Annotated in this window: 15 protein-coding genes; 8 read left to right on the plus strand and 7 right to left on the minus strand. The window is 54.9% G+C overall.

Features of this window, described 5'->3' with window-relative positions; all coding sequences use genetic code 11:
• Both ACPUC7_RS20150 and ACPUC7_RS20155 read right to left on the minus strand, forming a co-directional pair.
• Positions 1–6399 (minus strand): two-partner secretion domain-containing protein (locus tag ACPUC7_RS20150; RefSeq protein ID WP_494924230.1); only part of this gene is annotated, 6399 nt, incomplete at its 3' end.
• Positions 6400–6455: 56 nt separating this feature from the next.
• Positions 6456–8144: a ShlB/FhaC/HecB family hemolysin secretion/activation protein gene (locus ACPUC7_RS20155; RefSeq protein WP_494924304.1), complete on the minus strand. Its 1689-nt coding sequence runs from the start codon at positions 8142–8144 to the stop codon at positions 6456–6458.
• A 361-nt stretch (positions 8145–8505) separates the two neighbouring features.
• On the opposite strand from ACPUC7_RS20155, the gene umuD reads away from it, so the two are divergent.
• From umuD to ACPUC7_RS20170, 3 genes are all read left to right on the plus strand, one after another.
• Positions 8506–8925 carry a translesion error-prone DNA polymerase V autoproteolytic subunit gene (gene umuD, locus ACPUC7_RS20160; protein ID WP_343553782.1) on the plus strand — a complete coding sequence of 140 codons (420 nt, stop codon included), beginning with the start codon at positions 8506–8508 and terminating at the stop codon, positions 8923–8925.
• Between the two features lie 2 nt (positions 8926–8927).
• Entirely contained in the window at positions 8928–10190 is a 1263-nt protein-coding gene (umuC, locus tag ACPUC7_RS20165) for a translesion error-prone DNA polymerase V subunit UmuC (RefSeq protein ID WP_494924231.1), read from the plus strand.
• An 89-nt stretch (positions 10191–10279) separates the two neighbouring features.
• Positions 10280–10531: a hypothetical protein gene (locus ACPUC7_RS20170; RefSeq protein WP_343553784.1), complete on the plus strand. Its 252-nt coding sequence runs from the start codon at positions 10280–10282 to the stop codon at positions 10529–10531.
• A gap of 39 nt (positions 10532–10570) precedes the next feature.
• Here the strand turns inward: ACPUC7_RS20170 and ACPUC7_RS20175 are convergent, their stop codons facing one another.
• Complete coding sequence (locus ACPUC7_RS20175; protein WP_494924232.1) at positions 10571–12115, minus strand: sensor domain-containing diguanylate cyclase; 1545 nt, start codon at positions 12113–12115, stop codon at positions 10571–10573.
• A 355-nt stretch (positions 12116–12470) separates the two neighbouring features.
• Positions 12471–14735, minus strand: coding sequence for a catalase HPII (gene katE, locus ACPUC7_RS20180; RefSeq protein ID WP_494924233.1), 2265 nt, complete (start codon positions 14733–14735; stop codon positions 12471–12473).
• Positions 14736–14987: 252 nt separating this feature from the next.
• Between katE and ACPUC7_RS20185 the strand changes: the two genes are divergently transcribed.
• A complete protein-coding gene (locus tag ACPUC7_RS20185; protein ID WP_494924234.1) occupies positions 14988–15377 on the plus strand; it encodes a YgiW/YdeI family stress tolerance OB fold protein in 390 nt (129 codons plus the stop codon).
• 112 nt (positions 15378–15489) lie between these two features.
• Here the strand turns inward: ACPUC7_RS20185 and ACPUC7_RS20190 are convergent, their stop codons facing one another.
• Positions 15490–16542 (minus strand): NAD(P)H-dependent flavin oxidoreductase, encoded by a 1053-nt coding sequence (locus ACPUC7_RS20190; protein ID WP_494924235.1) that lies wholly within the window; start codon positions 16540–16542, stop codon positions 15490–15492.
• A 17-nt stretch (positions 16543–16559) separates the two neighbouring features.
• On the minus strand, positions 16560–17063 hold the full coding sequence (locus ACPUC7_RS20195; RefSeq protein WP_494924236.1) for a P-loop nucleotide/nucleoside kinase family protein: 504 nt from the start codon (positions 17061–17063) through the stop codon (positions 16560–16562).
• Positions 17064–17169: 106 nt separating this feature from the next.
• Here ACPUC7_RS20195 and ACPUC7_RS20200 point away from each other — a divergent pair, with 106 nt between their 5' ends.
• The 4 genes from ACPUC7_RS20200 (at position 17170) to dcuR (ending at position 20820) form a co-directional block, all read left to right on the plus strand.
• Positions 17170–17736, plus strand: a complete 567-nt coding sequence (locus tag ACPUC7_RS20200; protein ID WP_494924237.1) for a flavin reductase family protein — start codon at positions 17170–17172, stop codon at positions 17734–17736.
• Positions 17737–17798: 62 nt separating this feature from the next.
• Positions 17799–18335: a peptide-methionine (S)-S-oxide reductase MsrA gene (msrA, locus tag ACPUC7_RS20205; protein WP_494924238.1), complete on the plus strand. Its 537-nt coding sequence runs from the start codon at positions 17799–17801 to the stop codon at positions 18333–18335.
• Between the two features lie 143 nt (positions 18336–18478).
• Positions 18479–20104 (plus strand): sensor histidine kinase, encoded by a 1626-nt coding sequence (locus ACPUC7_RS20210; RefSeq protein ID WP_343553793.1) that lies wholly within the window; start codon positions 18479–18481, stop codon positions 20102–20104.
• Entirely contained in the window at positions 20101–20820 is a 720-nt protein-coding gene (gene dcuR / locus ACPUC7_RS20215; protein WP_343553794.1) for a two-component system response regulator DcuR, read from the plus strand. The genes ACPUC7_RS20210 and dcuR overlap by 4 nt, the downstream gene beginning before the upstream one ends.
• Here dcuR and ACPUC7_RS20220 read toward each other — a convergent pair.
• A complete protein-coding gene (locus ACPUC7_RS20220) occupies positions 20814–21776 on the minus strand; it encodes an FAD:protein FMN transferase (RefSeq protein WP_494924239.1) in 963 nt (320 codons plus the stop codon). The genes dcuR and ACPUC7_RS20220 overlap by 7 nt on opposite strands.
• Positions 21777–21802: the final 26 nt, after the last annotated feature.

Below are 21802 nucleotides of genomic sequence, written 5' to 3' on the forward strand. Positions count from 1 at the left end.
GCGCCCGCTGCTGATGTTTACCTTGTTCCCGGCGTTAACCGTGGTTTCGTTGTGCGTGGTGCCGCTGCCGTTCTCGCTGCCCTTGCCTTTGTTAACGCTGGCATTCAGCGACAGCCCGTTCGCGCCCTGGCCGAAGTTGATGCCGACGCCGATTGAGCCGCCCTGGCTTTCATTTTTGCCGTCGAGACGCTGGCTGTCCTGCGACGAACTCAGATTCACGTCGCGCGCCGCGCTCAGGTTCACGTCTTTGCCCGCCTGCAATTGCGCGCCCTGAATGTTGACGTCGGTTTTGCTGGCGTTGATGGTCAGATTATTGCCCGCCGTCAGCTGGCTGCCCTGATGCTGGCTCTGCGTCAGCGTCTGCTCGGATTTCGACGACTGACTGCCGTACGACAGGTTCACGCCAATCACGCTGCCTTCGCTGCCGCCCGCCTCCGCCAGCGAGTTCGCCTGATACGCCTGGACGCCGCCCAGCGCCGCTTTCATGCCGTCCAGCGCCGCCAGACGTCCGCTGGTCTGCTTGCTGGCATCGTTTGCCGTGCTGACCGCGGTGTTAATCGCACTACCCACCGTGCCGGACAGCGCCAGCGTTAACCCGCTCTGCTTCTGCTCTACCGTGTGTTTCTGCGTGCTCTGATTCTCCGCTGCAAGGATATTCACCTCGCTGCCGCTCAGGCTGAGATCTTTACCTGCCAGCACATCGGAGCCTTTCACCGTCAGATTATTGCCCGCGCTCAGGCTGACATTGCCAGCGGTGCTGCCCACCGTGCTGCCTGCGCTGCTGCGGGTTATTGCGTCGTCGCCGGTTTTCAACGAGCTTTGCCCTACCGTGAAGCCGATGCCGCCGGTACCTGACAGCCCGCTTTTCTTCTCGGTGCGCAGGTGGTTTTCCTGCCGCGTTTCATCCGCAGTGGTCAGTGTCAAATCGCGCCCCGCCGCCAACGCTACGTCCTGGGTGCCGACCACGCTGCTGCCGCTGACCGTCAGATCACGGCCCGCCTGCATCGTCACACTGTCGCCACTCAGGCTGCTGCCTATCGCGCTTTGGCTTTGTACCTCGTCGTGCGTAGTCACGGATTTCTTCGATAACATGCCGCCGCTGCTCTGGTGGCTGTTCTCGGTCAGATGGTACGCCGCGTTGCCGCTGCTGAGGTTGATGTCGTTGCCCGCCGACAGGCTCAGCGCGTCCTGCGCGGTGACTGTCGCCGCTTTGGCATTGATGTCGTTGCCTGCCGACAGTGACACATTGCCACCGCCATTAATCTGGCTACCGATGTCGTTACTTTGCGACAGTGTACGGTCGTTGCCACCGCCCCAGTCGCCGCGCTCGCTGCTGGTGGTGGTGAGCGTATTCAGGTTGAGGTCGTTGCCAGCGATGATCTGCGTGTTGCTGCCCGCGCCGCTGTTGCTGATTTGCGACGCCGTTAGATTGATGTCGTGCAATGCCTGCAAGCCAAGCGTGCCGTTATCGTTTTGTACGTAAATGCCTGCTGGACGGTCAAAGGTGATGTTGCCCACGCTACCGCCCAGCGTACTGATGCTGTTAAGGTCGCGACCGGCAATCGCCGTTAGGCTGCTGCCGCCCTGCAAGGTGCCGCCGATGTTATTGATGTCGGTGCGCGCCCGCAAATCAACTTTGTCGCCGCCAATGAAGCCGCTGTTGTTGAGATTATCCGCCGTGAGTTGCGTTACGCTGCGGCCGTTGATGTGTCCGCTATTAGTCAGATCGTTGTTGACGTTGAGCGACACCGCGTTGCCTGCCAGCAACGCGCCGCTGCCATCCACGTCACCGGCTTTCACCCGCGCATACAGTTGTGGCACCAGCACCTGCTGCGTGCTGCCATCAGGCAAGGTCACGGTTTGCGCCACCAGCCACACCATGTCGCTGGTAAGCAACGCCATTTGTTGTGCCGACAGCGCCACGCCGAGGGTTAATCCATACTTTTTGCCGAAGGCGACACCCGCATCCATCAACGCCTGATATTGCGATTCGTCGTTGCTGTAGCCGCTGAGATAGCGATTGCCGCTCACGGCAATCACCTGTTGGCGAATTAGCTGTTGTTCATAGTAGCCATCGCCAAGGCGGCGCAGCACATGGTTCGGATCCTGCGTGAACTGGTTCTGCATGTAATCGCTGCCCAGCCACTGTTTGTTATTGGTGAAACGTGGATCGGTCTCGACCAAATACGCCGCATCATTGCCCGGATGAATGGTAAACAGGCTGCTGTCCGGCAAGGTGGTATTGGCTCCGATGGCGCGAATCACCGTGTTATTGCCATCGCTGCCTGGCTGGACGATCTCCACAATCTGCCCCGGCGGCGGCGTAATTGCCGTTTGCCCGGTATCCGCCGAAATCGCACCTGCATCGATGATTTTCACCTTAGTGCCCGTGGTGTCGCGATCGCCGATGGCGGTGCCGCTGCCGTTCACCGGCGCGTTGCCCTGCCAGCGCATCGTTTGCAGATCGATGGTTTGATAAATCACATCGGGCGCATAGTTGCTGGTGTCTTTACCCTGCGAGGTTTTGGTTCCGCCCAAGCCGCCACCGGATTTTTTCGCATACCAGCGGATTTGCTTGCCGATATCGGTGATCACCCGCTCACCCATCGTGGCAATGTTGTTCAGTTCGCCGATGACGCCACTCAGCAAACCGCCCGCCACAATGCGGCTGTCGTGATTGTTCACCTGATTGCTGGTGATGGTCAGATTGCCACCGGCGATAAACTGGCCCGGTTCGCTCTCTTTGACCTGGGTTTCAGTGACGGTGCGCTGATATTGGTATTCATAAAACTCGTTGCCGCGCGTGCCATCCGGCATGATCGCATCATGCACGCCATATTTGTTTTTGTAGCTGGTATCCACATCCGCCCAGTTAAAACGGTTTACCGCGCCCTTCAGCACTGCTTCGTGATGTGATGATTGCTCAACCACCACGGTTTCCATCACCAGATGATCGTTGACGTTATTGATCTGGCCGATGTTGAGATTCATATCACCGGCGGATTCCAGCGTGGCGCTGTGGTTATTGAACACCGAACCTTGCGCGCTGGCGTGCCAGTTGCCGTCAAGCAGGCCGCCAATCGCCAGATCGCCGCCGCTGTAAATCAGCGCGTGATCGCGGTTGTTCAGCGTTTGCATGCCGATATCCAGCCGATCGCGTGCGGCAATGGTTGCCGCCGTGCCATTTTCCGCGAGGTTGTTCAACGTGTTGGCCTGCAACGCAATGTGATCACCGTATAAGCGCCCGCGGCCAAGATTGGTCAGCGATGTGGCGGTGATATGCGTCAAACCGCCGTCGAGCAGGCCGCGGTTGGTGACATCGCCGCTGATCAGCAGGTGGTTTTCATGGGCGCTGATTTCGGCCGGTTGTTGGTTATCGAGGCTGCCCGCGTTAAGGGTTAGCACCCCACCCGCACGCATCAACGACTGATTTACCAATCCTTGTCCATTGAGGTTAAAGGTCAGATTGCCGTTGGCGATCACCTCTCCCTGGTTGAAAAATGCCTGCTGTAAATCCAGTGCCAACGCATCTTGCGACAACACGCGACCATCGCCGCTTAGGCGGTTGGCATTGAGATCAAATGTTGAGCCGCCAATCAAGGTGCCGCCGGTGTTGCTCAACGCCAGCGATTTACCTCCGTTGATGGCTAATGCCGCCCCTGACGACACCAAACCGCTGCGGTTATCCAGCGACGTGGCGCTGTTGATCGCTAGTCGATTAGTGGCGCGAATGGCACCATTACTGTTGTCGATCACATCACTATTCAGCGTGACCGATTGGCCTTCCACGCCAAGGTTGTCGCCTTGCGTATTGTGGTTAAGCAGTTGCGTGCTGCTTAGGACCAGGCTTTGGCCGCTGCGCATCAATCCGCTGCTGTTATCGAGAGTGGCGGCGTTGATCAACGCGTTACCGGCGATTTGTAACTGACCGCCAATATTGTTCAGCGCGTCCGTGGTCAGTTGTGCATCGCCCGCCGCCGCAATCACACCGTTGCTGTTATCAAGCTGCTGGCCTTGGCTATCCAGCTGCAATGCACCAGAGCTCAGCAGTTGTCCCGCGCTGTTGAGCAACGCGCCGGTAAGAAGCGTCAGCGTTTGTCCGGCGCTGAAGACGCCGCCCAAGTTGGTCAACCCATTGCCTTGCGTGTCCACCGCCAACACGCGGCCCGCCTGCACTTTTCCGCTCTGATTATTGATGGCGTAGCTACGCAGATTGATCGCCGCATCGCTCGCCAGCGTACCTTGCTGGTTATTGAAGGCGTGCCCTGTCAGCGCGGCATCTCCACTCGCCGCGATAAATCCGCTGCTGTTGTCGATATTACCGGCGTTGAGCGACAAGCTGCCGCCGCTAACAATGCCGCCATTGCTGCCGCTGTTGCGGTTATTCAGATCGCCCGTTTGCACATCCAGCGCCATCGCGCTGCCGGATTGCAGCAAACCGCCCTGATTGTTCAACCCCACACTGTTCAGCGACAGCGCCCCCGCCGCCGCAATCACGCCTTGCTGATTGTTCAGCAAACTGCGTGATTCGATGTGCATCGAACCTTGTTGCCCGGCGATCAGTTGCCCGCTTTGGTTATCCAGGCTGCCAGCATTGATATTCAGATCACCGTTGCTGGCAATTTTTCCGTTCTGGTTATCCAGCGCACCCGCCACCGTGACCGCCGTCGCACCATCTCCGGTTTGAATCATCTTGCCCTGACGATGCGACAGCGAATCCGCATTGACGTTCAGCTGTTGCGCCTGCGTGGTGGCGTTATCCAGCAGCAGTTTGCTACCGCTGATTTGCATCTTGCCGTTGCTGAGAATCGAACCCTGGGTTCCGTTCAGCTGTGAGGCGAAGATGGCTAAATCGCCGCTGCCGAGGTGCAGCATCGAGCCTTGCTGGTTATCGAAAATGGCGGTATTCAGCGTGAAATTGCGACTGTTGCTGGCGAGCGTGCCGCTGGCGTTATTGATGCCATCGGCAAACGTCAGTTGCAGATCGTCGGCGCCCAGCTGCTGCACGGTGCCGCGCTGATTGAGCAAAGTACGCCCGCTGAGATCCAACGTGTCGGCAGAGATTTTGCCCGCGTTATTATTGATCGTACCTTTGCTGGCAAGCGTGAGTTTGCGCGTTGCCGCCACGGTGGCATTGGCAGTGCTCACGTCGCCGCTGTTGGCGCGCAAGGCGATGTCTTTCGCTTGCGTCTGGCTGCCGCTGAAGTTGGCGTTGCTGCCGCTGGCCACCAACTGATCCGCCGCCAGCGCCTGGCCGCTCACCTTCAGTTCTCCCTGGCTGTTGAGGGTCAAATTGCCCGCCGCTCCCAGCAATCCATCCTGTTTGACGCCAGCCGCCAGCGTGCCGGTGCTGTTAATCGCCGCCGCCATCAAGGTAGCGTGCTGGCTGGCGGCGATGGTGCCGCTGTTACTGATGCTGCCATCGGCATTGACGATCACGTCGCCCGCCGATGCGCCGATAGTGCCCGCATTATGCACGCCGACGCCTTTCTCGGTGCCCAGCAAGCGGATTTTGTTGGCGTACATGCCGCCCAGCGCGGCGACATCAATGGCGACGCCCGGTGCGCTGCTGCCGTCTGCGGCTTTCGCGTTGACCACATTATGATCGGCATCGACGGTGTTACGCCCGGCAGTGATGTTGAGTTCATTAGCCCAAATACCCGCGTTAACGCTCACCGCGCGCGCGATCAAATCGGTGCTGTCCTGCTGGCGCGAATCCATGCCCGCGCCCTGCACCACGATCTCGCCTTTATTCACGTCGTAACCGCTGATCACACCGTTATTCATCTGCACCTGGCCGGTGGTCAAGGTGGCGCGATTGGCATTAATAAAGCCACAGCCGTTACAGGTAATGCCGGATGGGTTGGCAATCACCACCTGCGCACGCTGGCCAGCCACTTCAACAAAACCGTTGAGTTGGCTGATATTGGCGGAATTGACTTCATTGAGGATGACTTTCGCTTCACCACGCGCCAGGTTCGGGTTGCCGCTGATCATTCCCGCCAGCTGCGATTGGCTGTTGCCGTGCGCGTTATTGAGCACCACGCCGCGTTTATCGACATCAAACTGGCTGTAAACATTGCGCGAAACCCCGCCGCTGCTTGGGGTCTGGATGTTGATCTGCGGCGTGCCGTTGGCAGAATTGATGATGGTGGCTTGTTGATTGCCCGGCGCGCTGCCATCGGCCACCACCGCAGCTTGCGTGACGACGCTGACGCAGCCTAATGACATTAACAGCGCAAATTGCAGCGTAGAGAGCGCGCTAATGCGGCGACGCGAAGCATAACCGAGACCGGAAGATGGCGATGATGACGCCTGGCCGCAGCCAGCAATATCGGGTACCACCATCAACATGCCACGTGCTTTGTTAAACACCACGCGATAGAAATTCTTGTTCATTGCAGCATCCTTACTTAACAGATCAACAGCGCGGCAGTTCCGTGCGGGCTGTGGGTTTAAAATTGATAGTTGAGGCTAAAACCCAACGATAGCGCATCGGTTTTGAAGCCCGCCGGTTTGGAAAACGGCGTAGCAGCAAACAGGTCATAACCGAGGTTAAATGCCGAACCACGCACGCCAATTGCGCCGCCCGCCAGATGATTACCGACCAGATATTGCGTGCCGTTGCCGCCCACTTCACCGTAATCGACGCCGAGGTAGAGCTCTTGCGACGGCAGCGGCGTGCTCCAGGCCAGATCGTTGCGCACAAACCAGCCGCGGTCGGCGTTCAAACTGCGTTCGCCATCGAAACCGCGCACCGTCCAGCGGCTGCCAATGGAAAACTGATCCTGTGGCGTCAGCGGCGTGTTACTCAGTTGGCGCTGATACTGCACGTTGTAGCGGAACGATTGGTTCGCCACGGTGAACGGCACCGCCCACTGCGCATTGAATTGCAGGATTTTGGCCAGCGCCGTGGCATCACCGTAATACTCTTCTGGCGCGGGCATGGCGCCAAACCAACGAGTGCCGCGTTGATAGCTGACACCGGCATCCAGCGTGGATTGCGCGATGTAATGACGATGCTGCAAGCCAATGCGCCAGGCGGACGTTCGGCGGCGCTGTACCTCGACTTCGGTGTCGTTAATGAAGTTTTTCGACTCTTTGGCCAGCACGTCGTAGGTGAAAGTGGTTTTCTGGCTGCTGCTGCGGTGCAATACCCGGCTGAGCTGGAAATCCACATTCTGGCTTTTGCCGCTGTAACGGTAATCCTGATTTAATCCGGCCACCGTTTGGTGATAGTCGTAGCTGTTGGCGGTGAATCCGGCGGTCCAGTAACCAAACGGCACCGAGTAATGTCCGGTAAGGTTGCTGCTGCCTTTGTCCGAGTGATTACCAATATTGTGACTGGCGGAGAGGTAAAACAGGTCGCTGAGTGACAGCGGATTATCCAGCGATAGCGTTAAGCCGCCCTGATATCGTCCGGTGCTGCGCGTGCCTGAGTCATCCAGCGATGCACCCACGCGCCACATTTTGCTCTGCTGTCGGGTTAAGCGAATATCGCTCTCGCCTGGCTGTGCGCCCGGCACAATTTCCATGCTGGCCTGTACGGTTGGCAAACGTTGCAGGTTTTCCAAACCTTGCTCGATATCGCGCAGATCCAGCAATTCGCCGTCATGTGCAGGAAACGCGCTGTACAGCGTGACATAACGATTGCTGTCAGGTGTCAGCACCACGTTGCGCACCTTACCCGGCACAATTACCAGCTTTAACTCGCCGCTTTTGAGGTCCTGCGCGGGTGCCAATACGCGCGTGGTGATGTAGCCGTGATCCACCAGACGGTTTTGCAGCGCGCTCATCAGCAGATTGATGCCTTTGCCGCCTAAGCAGTGCCCCACGGCCTGATTACTGATGCGTTGTAACGGCAGCCAATGTGGCAAAGCATCGCCGCCGCTGAGCAGCACGCGATCAATGGCAAAGCACGGAGTTTCAACAGGAAATTGGATGCGGCCAAAACTGGAGGAAGGCGGTGCCAGACGCACATCTGGCGCGGTTGGCGTGAGTTGCTGCTCCAGCGCCTTTTGTCGTTGCTGCTGCAAGATGAGCGGTTCGTTCGCGCTTAACTCTGCGGCAATGAGATCCGATGAAAACAAGACAACAAGCGCGGCATAGCCACCAACACGCTTAGGAAACAGGCGGGATAACATCAAACAATCCTTGTCATAACTTACTGATAAACGTTGAATATCCATCAACGCTGCGTTACTGCCTTTGCTGATCTTTTCGCTCAAAGCATCGCATATACGACGTTTTTTATGGAAACATATGGCATTAATTTTGCGCAGATATTAAACAGGCGATGTGGCAAAAACAATATGCACCAGGCCAAATCGGACATTTTAAGAAATTCCCTACGGATTGTTTGTCATCCTGGTTAGCGGTTTTCCTACAAAAACTAAATTCCCTTTCCTGCCAACTGCTTTGCCATTACTGGCGTGTTGTGGCTTGATCGATCGGGCTGATCGCTATTACTGTATATAAATACAGTATCATTTTGAGGCGATAGCCATGCAGTTTTATCAGCCCGCGGAGATCCGCGCCATTTTAGAATTACCGTTGTTTATCAGCCGCGTGCCGTGCGGTTTCCCGTCGCCGGCGCAGGATTACGTTGAGCAACGGCTCGATCTCAACGAATTGTTGGTGGATCACCCTAGTTCAACCTACTTCATTAAAGTCAGTGGCGATTCGATGATCGAAGGCGGTATCACCGAAGGCGACATGCTGATCGTCGACAGCTCGCCGAAACCGCAGCATGGCGACATGGTAGTGGCCTCGCTTGAGGGGGAATTCACCGTGAAATTGCTGATGCTGCGCCCTTATTTGCACCTCAAACCGATGAATGCCGCACACGCAATTATCCCGGTTGAAGATGTCGATCAGTTTGAGATCTTCGGCGTGGTGAAACATGTAATCAAAACCATCGGCTGATTATGTATGCCTTAGTGGATGTGAACTCGTTCTACGCCAGTTGCGAAACCGTGTTTCGCCCGGACCTGCGCAACAAGCCGATAGTGGTGCTGTCGAACAACGACGGCTGCATTATTTCGCTGAATAAGGCCGCCAAGAAACTCGGCATCAAGATGGGCGCGCCCTACTTCAAGCAGCGCGAAGAGTTGCTGCGCCACAAAGTGGTGGTGTTCTCCTCCAACTATGCGCTGTATGGCGATATGTCGCGGCGCGTGATGGAGACGCTGGAGCAGATATCCACGCGCGTGGATATCTATTCGATTGATGAAGCGTTTGTTGATGTCACCGGCATCAGCGCCTGTATGTCGCTGGATCAGCTGGGGCGCGATATTCGCGATCGCATTTATCAGGACACCCATTTGCGCGTCGGCGTGGGCATCGCCCCGACCAAAACCCTGGCGAAACTGGCGAACTGGGCGGCGAAGCGCTGGACCAAAGCCGAGAATGTGATGGATCTCTCCGCGCCGCTGCGCCAGCGGGAACTGATGAAATTGGTGCCGGTCGCTGAGGTGTGGGGCGTGGGGCGACGCTTAACCGCCAAGCTCAATTTGATGGGGATTAACACCGCCTTTGAGTTATCGGAAACGCCCATCCCGCTGATGCGTAAACATTTTGGTGTGGTGCTGGAGCGCACGATTCGGGAGCTGCGCGGCGAAGCCTGCCTGGCGTTTGACGAGGTGATCCCCAATCGACAAAACATTTTGTGTTCGCGCTCTTTTGGCGATCGCATTACCGACTATCAAGACATGCGCGAAGCGATCGCCAATTACGCGGCGCGGGCTGGCGAGAAGTTACGCAGTGAACGGCAATATTGTCGCCACATCAGCACTTTTATTCGCACCAGCCCGCACGATCCGCATCATCCTTATTATGCCAATGCGGCCAGTCAAACCTTGATAACGCCGACGGCTGATAGCCGCGATATTATCCAGGCTACGCTGAATTGTTTGGATCGTATCTGGATCCCCGGCAAACGTTATATGAAAGGCGGCGTCATGTTGGGCGATTTCTTTAGCGATGGTGTGGCTCAGTTTGATCTGTTTGCCGAATATCAACCGCGCCGCAATAGTGATCAGCTAATGGCGCTGATGGATCAGATCAATGCCCACCAGCGCGGTGCGTTATGGTTTGCCGGGCAAGGCATACAGAAGCCGTGGTCGATGAAGCGTGAAATGCTCTCGCCCGCCTACACCACGCGTTTTTCCGATTTACCCGTTGCGAAATAATGTTCTTTTACAACTGTGATTTCCTTGCGATATTCTGCTTATATTACACTGCCCAAAACTGCAAAAACTGATTAACACCCGGAGGTTATATGTCGAGTGAAGACCGCGTAAAAGAGCTGGAAGAGGATGTTAGCAACCTGAAGATTGAGGTCGCCGCTTTGCGTGAATTGATGATCAAACAAGTTGCGGTAAATAACATCACCTTTAAAGGGAAATACGATGAGGTGATTATTCAGCTGGCGAAAGAATATGAAGAACGCGGTTTAGAGGATGAGGAGAACAGCCGGATGCATGAAGCGCTGCGTCAATATATTAAGTATCAGCTTCCGGCGGTGGAATAAGTCGATTCAAATCGGTCACCATAAATGGCGACCCTACGGTTAGACTTGCACGCCTTTCACGCCGTCACGCCCGGCGTGTTTCGCCTGATATAACGCGTGATCGGCGAGCTCCAGCAGATTTACCACCGAGGTGGTCGCTGGCGAAGTGACCGTGGCACAACCCGCGCTTAACGTCAGATGGCCTTGCGTCGACGCAATATGCGGCAGATTCATTGCTCTCACCGCCTCCACCACGCGATTGGCGATCGCCATGCCCGCAGTGAATGACGTATCCGGCAGAATCAGCGCAAACTCCTCGCCACCATAACGCGCCGCCATATCTACGCGGCGCATCGCCAATGACGCCAGCACCTTGCCCACCACTTTCAGGCAATTATCGCCGGCAATGTGCCCGTAGTTATCGTTGTAATGCTTGAAGTAATCCACATCAATCATGATAAGCGTGAGCGGTTTGCCGCTGGACGTGGCGCTGTCCAGCACGTCTTGCAAGTAACGATCAAACTCGCGTCGATTAGCTAATCCGGTCAGCCCATCAAGGTGCGCCAGTTTATTTAAGGCAAGGTTGGCATGATGCAGTTCGTCACGTAGCTCGGTGAGTTCCTGCTGATAGCGCAATACGCGCCGCGCCTGCCGCAGCTGAAACGTCCCCAGCAATAAGATAGTGAGCAGCAACAGCAGCGTAAGAATAATGTCCTGCGCGCGGCCATTGACCCAAACATGGAACAGATCGCTGCTGTTGTAGCCCGCCGCGACAATCAGCGGATAACGGTCAGAACGTGCAAAACCAAAGATGCGCGTTTGACCATCCAGCAGCGATTGCCACTCGCCGCCGCCGCGATCCATTTTCGCCAACATCTCCTGAAACAGCGGGCTGGCAGAGAGATTTTTACCAATAAAACTGTCGGGCATCGGACGCGCGTAAAGCACCGTGCTGTCAGCGAGCATCAGCACCAATACATCGCGCGCGCCAAGTTCGTAATAACTGTAGAAGCGGCGGAAATAATCCACTTTGATGGTCGCCAGCAGCACGCCTTTAAAATTGCCAACCGCATCGCTGACGCGCAATGAAACAGGAATCACCAAATCACCGGTGCTGCGGCTTTCGATCACCGGGCTGATGTGCACGCTGTTGCGCCGGTTGCTGCGCTGGAAGGTGAAATATTCACGATCTGAGTTGTTGATGTTGGTGGGCACGCGATCGGCTGAAGTAGCAATCCACTTGCCGTCGGCATCGTAATAAAACAGGCCATGCAGTTGCGGCAGACGATGCTGCAATTCGCGCATGGTGCTACTGAGATCCGCACCTTGAATGTGGGTCGCCAGTTGGATTTGTAAATCGCGCTGCACCTGACGGAGTGACAGTTCGGTTTGCAGGAAGGTGTCTTCCGCCTGGCGCGATTGCGACAACGCCAGGTTCATGGCGCTTTCCTGCGTTTGATGCACCGTTGCCAGCCAATCTTCCCGCAGCGTCCAGGCGCTCATGCCCACCACCACGACAATCAAAAACACGCCCGACAGCACGATGCTTCTCAGCAAACCTGAATCAGATGTCGCCAGCGAATCCATTTTCCTTTTTAGCTGCATTCTGTCCTCTGTTTTCGGCCCAGCACAGAGTTAAGCATGTAAATGTGGCGATGGCAGACGATTGCGGTTAAGTCAGCCATTTAGGGTTAATTATCAGAGTAGTCTGTTCTAAGAAAGGTGGTGAATCGAGTTTGGGTATTAAGCACAGCGGTCACCATAAATGGCGACCCTACGAAGGTATGGCGCGAAAGACTCTATGATTGACCATCGCGAACTCCTATGACCAGTAACCAAATATTACTGTAGAATGAGTCGGCCACGACCTGTGGCAGCAAACACAGCACGCGTTCACTACGAGATCATTCGGTAGCTTCTCTACCAAGCCCGCTTCACGCGGGCTTCTTTTCGTCTAACGCTATGCCGCGACGGTCAACGCTTTCTTACTGCGCGACCACACGCGATGAGCGGCCATCACCGCCAGGAAGTCGGGCATAAAGTCCCCTTCGGCGTTGTCTCCTTCAATCAATCCGGCTTCAGATTGATCATCCTGCACGCTGAACTGCGCTTTGAAGCGGCGCGCATCGCCACTCAAGCCAATCGCTTTCAGATGCTTGTACGCTTCCAGCAAGAAATAGCGCGCATCGCCGCTCAGCAGTAATGCATCAATGTTGCCATCCGGCACAATCACCGCATCAAATGTCAGCGAAGGCAGGCCGCTAAAGGTAGCGTCAATCGGCAGCACGGAGCCATCATCCGCAAGGATTTGCCCCATATGCGCCGCGAGAATTTTGGCGTGTACGCCCTGCGCTTGCAGCGCCTGCAAAATCGCCAAAACATCGGCGGCTTTCGCGCCATCGCTGAGTAATAGCGCCACCTGGCGGCCTTTGATATCACCGCTCGGTTGCGCATACAGACTCAGGGTTTGATCTTGCTTCAGGCCATTGACATCCTTTGGCGGTGCGGTTTTCAGTTGCGCATCACTGAGTTTAAGGCCGAGATTTTTTGCTACGCCTTGCGCCAGCGTGACATCAATGTGCAGCAGATGATCAACCACACGCTCACGAATGTACGGGCGCGCCACCTTGCTCAGTTCGAACGAGTACGCACTGATGATATGCTGCTGCTCTTCTGGCGTCTGGCTGAGCCAAAATAACCGTGGCTGAGAATAGTATTCGCCAAACGACGCGCTGCGCTCGCGCACTTTACTGCCTTCAATGCGCTCCTGATAACTTTCAAATCCGCCCTGTTTCGCCGCAGGCGGTACTTCACGCGGCCAATTATTGTTGATCGAGTTCGGTTGATAATTGGCGGGATTGGTATCGATTTCCGTACGATGCATGCCTTGACGCTGGAAATTATGGTAAGGGCAAACCGGACGGTTAATCGGAATTTCGTGGAAATTAGGACCGCCCAACCGGCTAATTTGCGTATCGGTATATGAGAATAAGCGCCCTTGTAGCAGCGGATCGTTGCTGAAATCCAGGCCCGGCACGATATGCCCCGGATGGAATGCCACCTGCTCGGTTTCAGCAAAGAAGTTATCCGGGTTGCGGTTGAGCACCATTTTACCCACCAACTCAACCGGCACCAGCTCTTCGGGGATCAGTTTGGTCGCATCGAGAATATCGAAATCGAATTTGAACTCATCTTCTTCCGGGATCAGCTGCAAGCCCAGCTCATATTCCGGGTAATCGCCGGCTTCAATCGCTTCCCACAAATCGCGACGATGGAAATCTGGATCGCGACCGGTGAGTTTTTGCGCTTCGTCCCACAGCAACGAAGCCTTGCCCGCTACTGGTTTCCAGTGGAAACGCACGAAAGTGGCTTTGCCTTCTGCATTGATCAGGCGGAAGGTGTGGATGCCAAAGCCTTCCATGGTGCGATAGCTGCGCGGGATGCCGCGATCGGACATCGCCCAGATCACGTTGTGCAGCGTTTCGGGCTGCAACGACACATAATCCCAGAAGGTGTCATGCGCGCTTTGTCCTTGCGGAATTTCATTATGCGGTTCGGGTTTCACCGCATGCACAAAATCCGGGAATTTATGCGCATCCTGAATGAAAAATACCGGCGTGTTATTGCCGACTAAATCAAAAACGCCCTCATCGGTGTAAAACTTGGTGGCAAAACCTCGGATATCGCGCACGGTATCCGCCGATCCTGCGCCTCCTTGCACCGTGGAAAAGCGCACAAAGACGGGTGTGATTTGGTCGGGATCGCTGAGGAAGCCGGCTTTGGTCAGCGCTTCTAACGAGCGATAAGGTTGGAAATAGCCGTGCGCCGCCGAACCGCGCGCGTGAACAATACGTTCGGGGATACGTTCATGGTCAAAATGCGTGATCTTTTCACGCATGATGAAGTCTTCTAATAAGGTTGGCCCGCGCGAACCGGCACGTAACGAGTTCTGATCATTGGCAATGCGCGTGCCTTGATTCGTGGTTAAGTCAGCGTTTTCACCGTTTTTACGCAATGCATCCAGTTGATCAAGTTTGGCGTTATGGGTTTGAGGTGCCTTGAGGCTGCCGGGCGCGGTGGGCTGTTTACCCGGCGGCGTCGGTTCGGCTGGCGGTTGATGTCCGCCACCTTTCGGCGCTAAATCACCCAATCCCGGCTGCGCGGTTTCTGGCCCTTTATGCGGCGCTTGATGGGTGAGTTTTTGCTCTTTTTTATCTTTCGACATGTCACAGGCTCCTTTAATTTAAGACCCTATTAACTGTAGAGCAAAAATGTCGATTAATTGCCGCTTCACTTTTAAATGATGTTTAAAGACGTAAATGGCGTTGATTTAATGCACAACTCTATTTAAGCGAGGCGCTAAATGAGTTTATCGATAAACAATAAGCTTTTTGCCATGGCCATTGAGATTACTGAGCAAGAACAGATATTTGTGCCAAACTATCATCAGGTGAAATAAATAATTTCAGGAGCAGGTATGAAAGCAGTTATTTTGGCTTCAATCGTGATGTTTAGCGTGAGCGTAAATGCAGCTGAGGGCGGATATAAAGCGGGTGCCACACCACCCTCACAGAACCAGCAAGATGCCGGATATAAAGGCTCGGAAGATACCGCGCAAACGGCGATAGCGCAAATCCGTGATTTCCGCCAGGGCGGCTATGTTACGTTGGAAGGTTATATCGTTAAAAAATTAAATGGCGATGATTATAGATTCCAGGATAATACCGGGACATTAACCATTAACGCTGAAAAAGCCGCTTTCAAAGGTAAAACATTTGAGGCGGATGACAAAATTCGTGTGAGTGGCAAAGTCTATGGCCGTGGTAAACAGACCACATTAAAGGTTTCACGAATTGATGAACCTTAATCGTTCTATTTTCGTTGCCAGAAAACATGCCATTCAGATTTAAAACGGCATAGAAAACTATGCCGTCTTTATTATCAGTTTTTAAGCGCAGCTTTATTTTCACATAATGTCATCACGCCGCCTGCCACTCCGCCACCAGCGTTTTAATCAACTCGGCAGCAGGCATTTCTCGCGCCAGCGCGGCGCCCTGTCCTGCCCACTGCGCGCCGAAGCCGTGATCGCCCTTGTTCGCAGCGGCGGCGGCCAGCGCTTTACCCAAGGCATAAGTCAGCGGATAAGACGGAATTGCATCGCGCGTGATGTTGCGCGTCAGGTGGCAAAAATCATTGATGATGCATCTGGCGGGGCGGCCGGAAATCGCCGCGGTCATTTCCGTGCCCTGCGCGCTTTTAAGCGCCTGGCGATAAGCCGGATTGGCGGCCGATTCTGGACAAAGTACAAAAGCGGTACCCATCTGCACGCCAACTGCGCCGAGTTTCAGCATCGCCGCGATACCTGCGCCATTCATAATGCCGCCGGCTGCAATGACCGGAAGCCGCGAAGTCTTGCGGAGCGCCTGGACCAAAGTGAAGGTGCTGTGCAGTTCATCGCTCGCCTGTGGATCAAAGATGCCGCGATGTCCGCCTGCTTCAATGCCCTGCGCCACGATAAAATCAATGCCCGCCGCCTCAATCGCCTGCGCTTCGTCGAGGCTCGTGGCGCTTGCCAACGTCACAATGCCGCGCTGTTTTAAGCGTTGCACGAAAGCGGCTGACGGCAGACCGAAATGGAAACTCACCGCTGCGGGCGCCGTTTCGAGCAGCACCTCAAGCATCGCAGCGTTTTCATGGAATGTTTGATAAATTTCCGCTAACTCTGCCAGCGCGGGCGCTTCATAACGCTCAAACTGCGGCTGAAAACGTGCAATCCACGCCTGTTCTACTGCGGGATCGCGTTGCACCGGCGCATGGCAAAAAACGTTAACGTTAAACGGTGCGGCGGTGAGCGCATGGGTTTTGCGGATCATCGCTTCCGCCTGCTCTGGCGTGGAAGCGCCAACGCTGATCGAACCCAGCGCCCCGCTGTTACTGACCGCCGCCGCCAACTCTGGCGTTGACACGCCCGCCATCGGTGCCTGAATAATTGGATAGGCGAGATTAAAAGGCTGACACAAAGGGTTATTCATAAGCGATTCCTGCTTGATTAACGGTGCGTGACCAGATTAAAGCCTTCATCTTGTGTGGGTGCCACGAAGTAGCTGCTGATCATCGCAAACTGTGCGTCGGTGGCGGCGAAATCATGTTGTCCTGCGGCATTACGCGCGTGCAGGCGCGCTTTGCACTCTTCATCGGGCACATCAAGAAAATGCAGTTGATGCTCGCACGCTGCACTTTGCATCACCGCCTTCATCCACTGCCGCTGACCAACAGTATTCGCCGGGAAATCCAGCACCACCGATACGCCGCACTGCAACAACGAGATCAGATGCGGCGTCATCGCATTGCGCAACTTCCCGGCACAGCGCACATAATCCGCGACCTCCTGCATCTCTTCGGCGAACAGATGGCCCAACCACGCATCTTCACTGATGATCACCGCGCCAGTTTGCTGCGACAGTTGATGGGCTAAGGTGGATTTTCCGGCGGCGATTTTACCGCACAGCAAGTGCAAGGTAGGACGAGATGTGGATGGGCACACAGATTCCATGAAAGCGCTCCAGAAAAGATGAGGCACTAACATGCCGTGATTTTTCAGCCGCGTAAAGCGGGCATCTACACTTAAGTGTGTCTCTACCAATCACAGGAGAAAGGTGATGTTTCGACGCATGCATAAAATCGACTTTCCGGTCAGCAAGGCGCGGAAATATCTGGAGCCGGGCCCAGTGGTGCTGGTGAGCTCGCAGTTTGAGGATCAGCGCGACATCATGACGCTGGGCTGGCACACCATTCTGGAGTTTTCCCCGTCGCTGGTGGGTTGCATGATCGCTGACGGCAATTACAGCCACGAACTGATTCGCCAGAGCGGCCAATGCGTGATCAACGTGCCTTCAAGCAACTTGATCGACAGCGTGGTGAAGATTGGCAACAGCCACGGCGATCGGCTGGATAAATTTGACGCCTGCAAACTGACGCCGGAACCGGCAAGCGTGGTCAACGCGCCACTGATCGATGAGTGTTTTGCCAGCTTTGAGTGCCAGCTGTATGACGATTCGATGGTGGACAACTACAATTTCTTTATCTTCGAAATCGTCAAAGCGCACGTTGCCGAATCGCCCGAATTTCCGCCGACGCTGCACTACACCGGTGAAGGTCGCTTTAGCGTGATGAGTAATCTGCTGCTCGACAAGCACCGCGACTTTAAGCCAGAAATGTTAATTTAACTGCTTGAATTGTTATGGGCTTGCCCTCACTTTAATGCTTTCGTCCTGACAGGAGTAATACAATGGCAACCGAATATGCGGTGATCGCCGGTGGCTGTTTCTGGTGTACCGAAGCAGTGTTTAAAGATGTGATTGGCGTGGAGTCAGTCGAAAGTGGTTACACCGGCGGCGAACGGCCAAATCCGACCTATGAGCAAGTGTGCAGCGGTGCCACCGGCCATGCGGAAGCGATTCGTGTTGGGTTCGATCCTGAACAAGTGAAGTATGGCGATCTGCTGGATATCAGCTTCGCGACCCACGATCCAACCACGCTAAACCGCCAGGGCAATGATGTTGGCACGCAATATCGTTCCGCGATTTTCCCGGCCAATGCTGAACAAGAAGCCGAAGCGATTGCCGCGATTGCCCGCGCGCAGCAAGGCCTGAGCGATCCGGTGGTCACCACCATCGAGCCGCTGAAAGAGTGGTATCCGGCGGAAGGTTATCATCAGGATTATTGGGAAGGCGCGGGTCAGCGCAACGGCTATTGCATGGCGGTAATCCCACCGAAATTGCAGAAGCTGCGTAAGAGTTTTGCGAACCGGGTGAAATCGAGTTAACTCCGCTATTCGTAGGGTCGCCATTAATGGCGACCAGGTGCGCATCAATGCGCACCCTACGAGATAATCCTTCCATTGACAGCGCGCGACCTTCTCTCATTTATCCGTCATAATAAACGCCCTCTTCTTTTCAGAGCGCGATCATGTCTTCTCCACAGCAAGGAATCACGGCGCGTAAGCAGCCGATGAAGCTTAATACCTTGGTCACCTTGATGCTCAGCGCGGTTATCGTGCTGGTGTTGCTCAGCGTGCATATGTTCTATTTCTTCCAGATTGGGGCCTCGACGCGTGGGCAACTGGAGGATAAAGCCATGGCGGTGGCGCGCACGCTGGCGGACTCGCCGGAGATTCAGCGCGCGCTGGCTTATCCGCCGGATGGCACGCGCATTCAGCCGATCGCCAAAGCGGTGGAAGAGACCAATAATCTGTTGTTCATCACCGTGACCAACATGGATGGCATTCGTTACTCGCATCGCAATCCTGAATTGATCGGCAAACACTTTATCGGCGACGACATTGAGCCCGCGTTGCGCGGCCATGAAAATGTTTCGGTGAATAAAGGTTCGCTGGCAAAAGCGCTACGCGTTTTCACCCCGATCTTTAACGCGCAACATCAACAGATTGGTGTGGTGGCGATTGGCATTTCGCTGGAAGCGGTCAGCGTGCAAATCAACGAAAGCCGCTGGAGTATTTTGTGGACCATTTTTATTGGTACGCTGGCGGGCGCCATCGGGACGTTGATTCTGGTGCGCGTGCTGAAACGCATCTTGTTTGGCCTTGAACCTTACGAAATTTCCACCCTGTTTGAGCAGCGCCAGGCGATTCTCAACTCGCTCAAGGAAGGCGTGATCGCCATGGACGATCAGGCACAAGTGACGCTGGTGAATCAGGCCGCGCGTTCGCTGCTTAATGATTCGATGGGCACCATCACCGCCGATCACGTTTATGATGCCTCGGTGATCGACAAGCATTTGCATGATGTCTTACAAACCGGACGCGCGCGCCGCGATGAAGAGCTGAATGTGAATGGTCGCGTGTTGCTAAGTAATACCGTGCCGGTGCGCAGCCACGGGCGGATTATCGGCGCGGTGTGTACCTTCAGGGATAAAACCGAAATCAGTCAGCTAATGCAGCGTTTGACCGGCATGGTAAGCTATGTCGATGCGCTGCGAGAACGTTCACATGAGTTTATGAACAAGCTGCATGTGATTCTCGGCCTGCTGCACATGAAAAATTACCCGCAGGTGGAAGCTTACATTCTCAAAACCGCCAATAATTACCAGACGGAAATTGGTTTCTTGCTCGACAAAATCAAGTCGCCGGTGATTGCCGGTTTCCTGTTGAGTAAGATCAATCGCGCCTCGGATTGCGGCCATCGCCTGACCATCAGCGATGCCAGTTTCTTGCCAGATAGCGGCAACGAAGAGCAAATGGCGGCGCTGATTACCGTGGTCGGCAATTTAGTGGAGAATGCGCTGGATGCCATGCATGAGCAGGTTGAAGGCGAAATTCACGTGATGCTGCACTACCAAAACGGTTGGCTGACGTGCGAAGTGAGCGATGATGGTCCGGGCATTGAAGCCGACCGTCTCGCCACAATTTTTGACAAAGGCTTCTCAACCAAAGGTGAGAATCGCGGCGTTGGGCTATTTCTGCTCAAGCAGCAAACCGAAAGTATTGGCGGCAGCGTCAGCGTCGAGTCAGAACCCGGCGTGTTTACTCAATTTTTAGTTCAACTTCCCTGGGATGGAGGAAACCAATCCGCATGATCAATGTGTTAGTGGTCGATGATGACGCCATGGTTGCCGAGCTTAATCGCGCGTATATCGGTCAGGTGCAGGGCTTTACCTGCTGCGGTACCGCATCAACGCTCAAGCAGGCGAAAGAGATCCTGTTCAACAGTGAGATCACGGTCGATCTGGTGCTGCTGGATATCTATATGCAGCAAGAGAATGGCCTCGATCTGTTGCCGGAATTGCGTACCGCGCAAAGCCCGGTGGAAGTGATCATCATTTCATCAGCGGCCGATGCGGAGAACATTAAAACCTCGCTGCATTACGGTGTGGTGGATTATCTGATCAAACCGTTCCAGTTCCCGCGTTTTGAAGAAGCGCTGACCGGCTGGCGGCAGAAGAAGTCGTTGATGGATAATCAGCATTACTATCAACAATCGGATGTTGATCTGCTGATTCACGGCAGCCCGGCGACCCAGCACGATAACAAGCGTTTGCCAAAAGGCTTAACACCGCAAACGCTGCGCACGCTGTGCCAGTGGATTGATGCGCATCCCGGCCACGAGTTCTCTACCGATGAACTGGCGGCGGAAGTGAATATTTCTCGCGTATCGTGCCGTAAATACCTGATTTGGCTGGCGCAGATTAATATTCTGTTCACCAGCATTCATTACGGTGCCACCGGACGTCCGGTGTACCGTTATCGCTTACAGCCGGAATACCATTCGCTGCTGCAACAATATTGTCAGTAACGCAGTTGCCACGCAGGATCGATTGGCTGGAAGTGGAAATGGCGCGGCGCGGAGCAGATGATTTGCCGATCGCGGGTGACAAATACCGCGTCGATGTCGGGCTGGTCGGCAAGATACGCCAGCCCGTTTTCCACGCCCATGCCGTATAACAGCGTGGTGTAAATATCGCCATCAATTGAGCGGTCGGAAATCACCGTCACGCTCAGCAATTCGTTATCCAGCGGATAACCGGTTTTAGGATCAAAGATGTGATGCCAGCAATGCCCGTCCAGCTCGAAATAGCGCTCATAAATTCCCGACGTCACCACCGATTTTCCCTGCACACGCAGCACGCCGAGTAACTCATCATCGCCACCAAACGGCTTTTTCAGGCCAATGCCCCAACCTTCTGCTTCATGCGGTGGACAACCCAGCGTTTGCACATTGCCGCCGAGATTAATTAATGCCTGCTGCACGCCTTGCTGACGCAAGAATGCCTGCACGCGATCGGCGATATAACCTTTGGCGATGGCACCAAGATCGATTTCCATGCCCTGCTGTTGGAGAAACACCGAACGATCAGCGGGATTGAGTATTACCTGATGCGGATCGGTGCGTGGCAGTAAGGCGGCGATATCCGTTTTCGCGGGTACTTCTCGGCCCTGAAAGCCGATTTTCCAACGCTTCACAATCGGTCCGATGGTGAAGTTGAAAGCGCTGTTGGGGAGTAAGCTGACCGCGTGCGCCACACTGATTAACGCAAACACCGCTTCGCTCACCACCACCGGATGAAGACCGGCGGCCTGATTGATTGACATCACTTCGGATGCTGCGCGATTGACGGTGAAGAGATTTTCTTGCTGCTTGATCAGTTGGAAAACCTGGCGCGCTAAGGTGGGGTTATCGTCGAACAGTTTGAGCAGAATGGGCGAACCCATCAGTACTGCGGAGTAGGCATAAACGCCATCATTAGTCATTGTTGCCTCGTTAAAAAAATGCCCGC

This window comes from Pantoea sp. CFCC18179, assembly GCF_059412405.1.

Coding starts and splice junctions, on each gene's coding strand:
- ACPUC7_RS20210 (WP_343553793.1), top strand. CDS start 18,479: ATGTCTTCTCCACAGCAAGGAATCACGGCGCGTAAGCAGCCGATGAAG.
- katE (WP_494924233.1), bottom strand. CDS start 14,735: ATGTCGAAAGATAAAAAAGAGCAAAAACTCACCCATCAAGCGCCGCAT.
- dcuR (WP_343553794.1), top strand. CDS start 20,101: ATGATCAATGTGTTAGTGGTCGATGATGACGCCATGGTTGCCGAGCTT.
- ACPUC7_RS20185 (WP_494924234.1), top strand. CDS start 14,988: ATGAAAGCAGTTATTTTGGCTTCAATCGTGATGTTTAGCGTGAGCGTA.
- umuD (WP_343553782.1), top strand. CDS start 8,506: ATGCAGTTTTATCAGCCCGCGGAGATCCGCGCCATTTTAGAATTACCG.
- ACPUC7_RS20195 (WP_494924236.1), bottom strand. CDS start 17,063: ATGGAATCTGTGTGCCCATCCACATCTCGTCCTACCTTGCACTTGCTG.
- ACPUC7_RS20200 (WP_494924237.1), top strand. CDS start 17,170: ATGTTTCGACGCATGCATAAAATCGACTTTCCGGTCAGCAAGGCGCGG.
- ACPUC7_RS20170 (WP_343553784.1), top strand. CDS start 10,280: ATGTCGAGTGAAGACCGCGTAAAAGAGCTGGAAGAGGATGTTAGCAAC.
- ACPUC7_RS20190 (WP_494924235.1), bottom strand. CDS start 16,542: ATGAATAACCCTTTGTGTCAGCCTTTTAATCTCGCCTATCCAATTATT.
- ACPUC7_RS20175 (WP_494924232.1), bottom strand. CDS start 12,115: ATGCAGCTAAAAAGGAAAATGGATTCGCTGGCGACATCTGATTCAGGT.
- msrA (WP_494924238.1), top strand. CDS start 17,799: ATGGCAACCGAATATGCGGTGATCGCCGGTGGCTGTTTCTGGTGTACC.
- umuC (WP_494924231.1), top strand. CDS start 8,928: ATGTATGCCTTAGTGGATGTGAACTCGTTCTACGCCAGTTGCGAAACC.
- ACPUC7_RS20155 (WP_494924304.1), bottom strand. CDS start 8,144: ATGTTATCCCGCCTGTTTCCTAAGCGTGTTGGTGGCTATGCCGCGCTT.
- ACPUC7_RS20220 (WP_494924239.1), bottom strand. CDS start 21,776: ATGACTAATGATGGCGTTTATGCCTACTCCGCAGTACTGATGGGTTCG.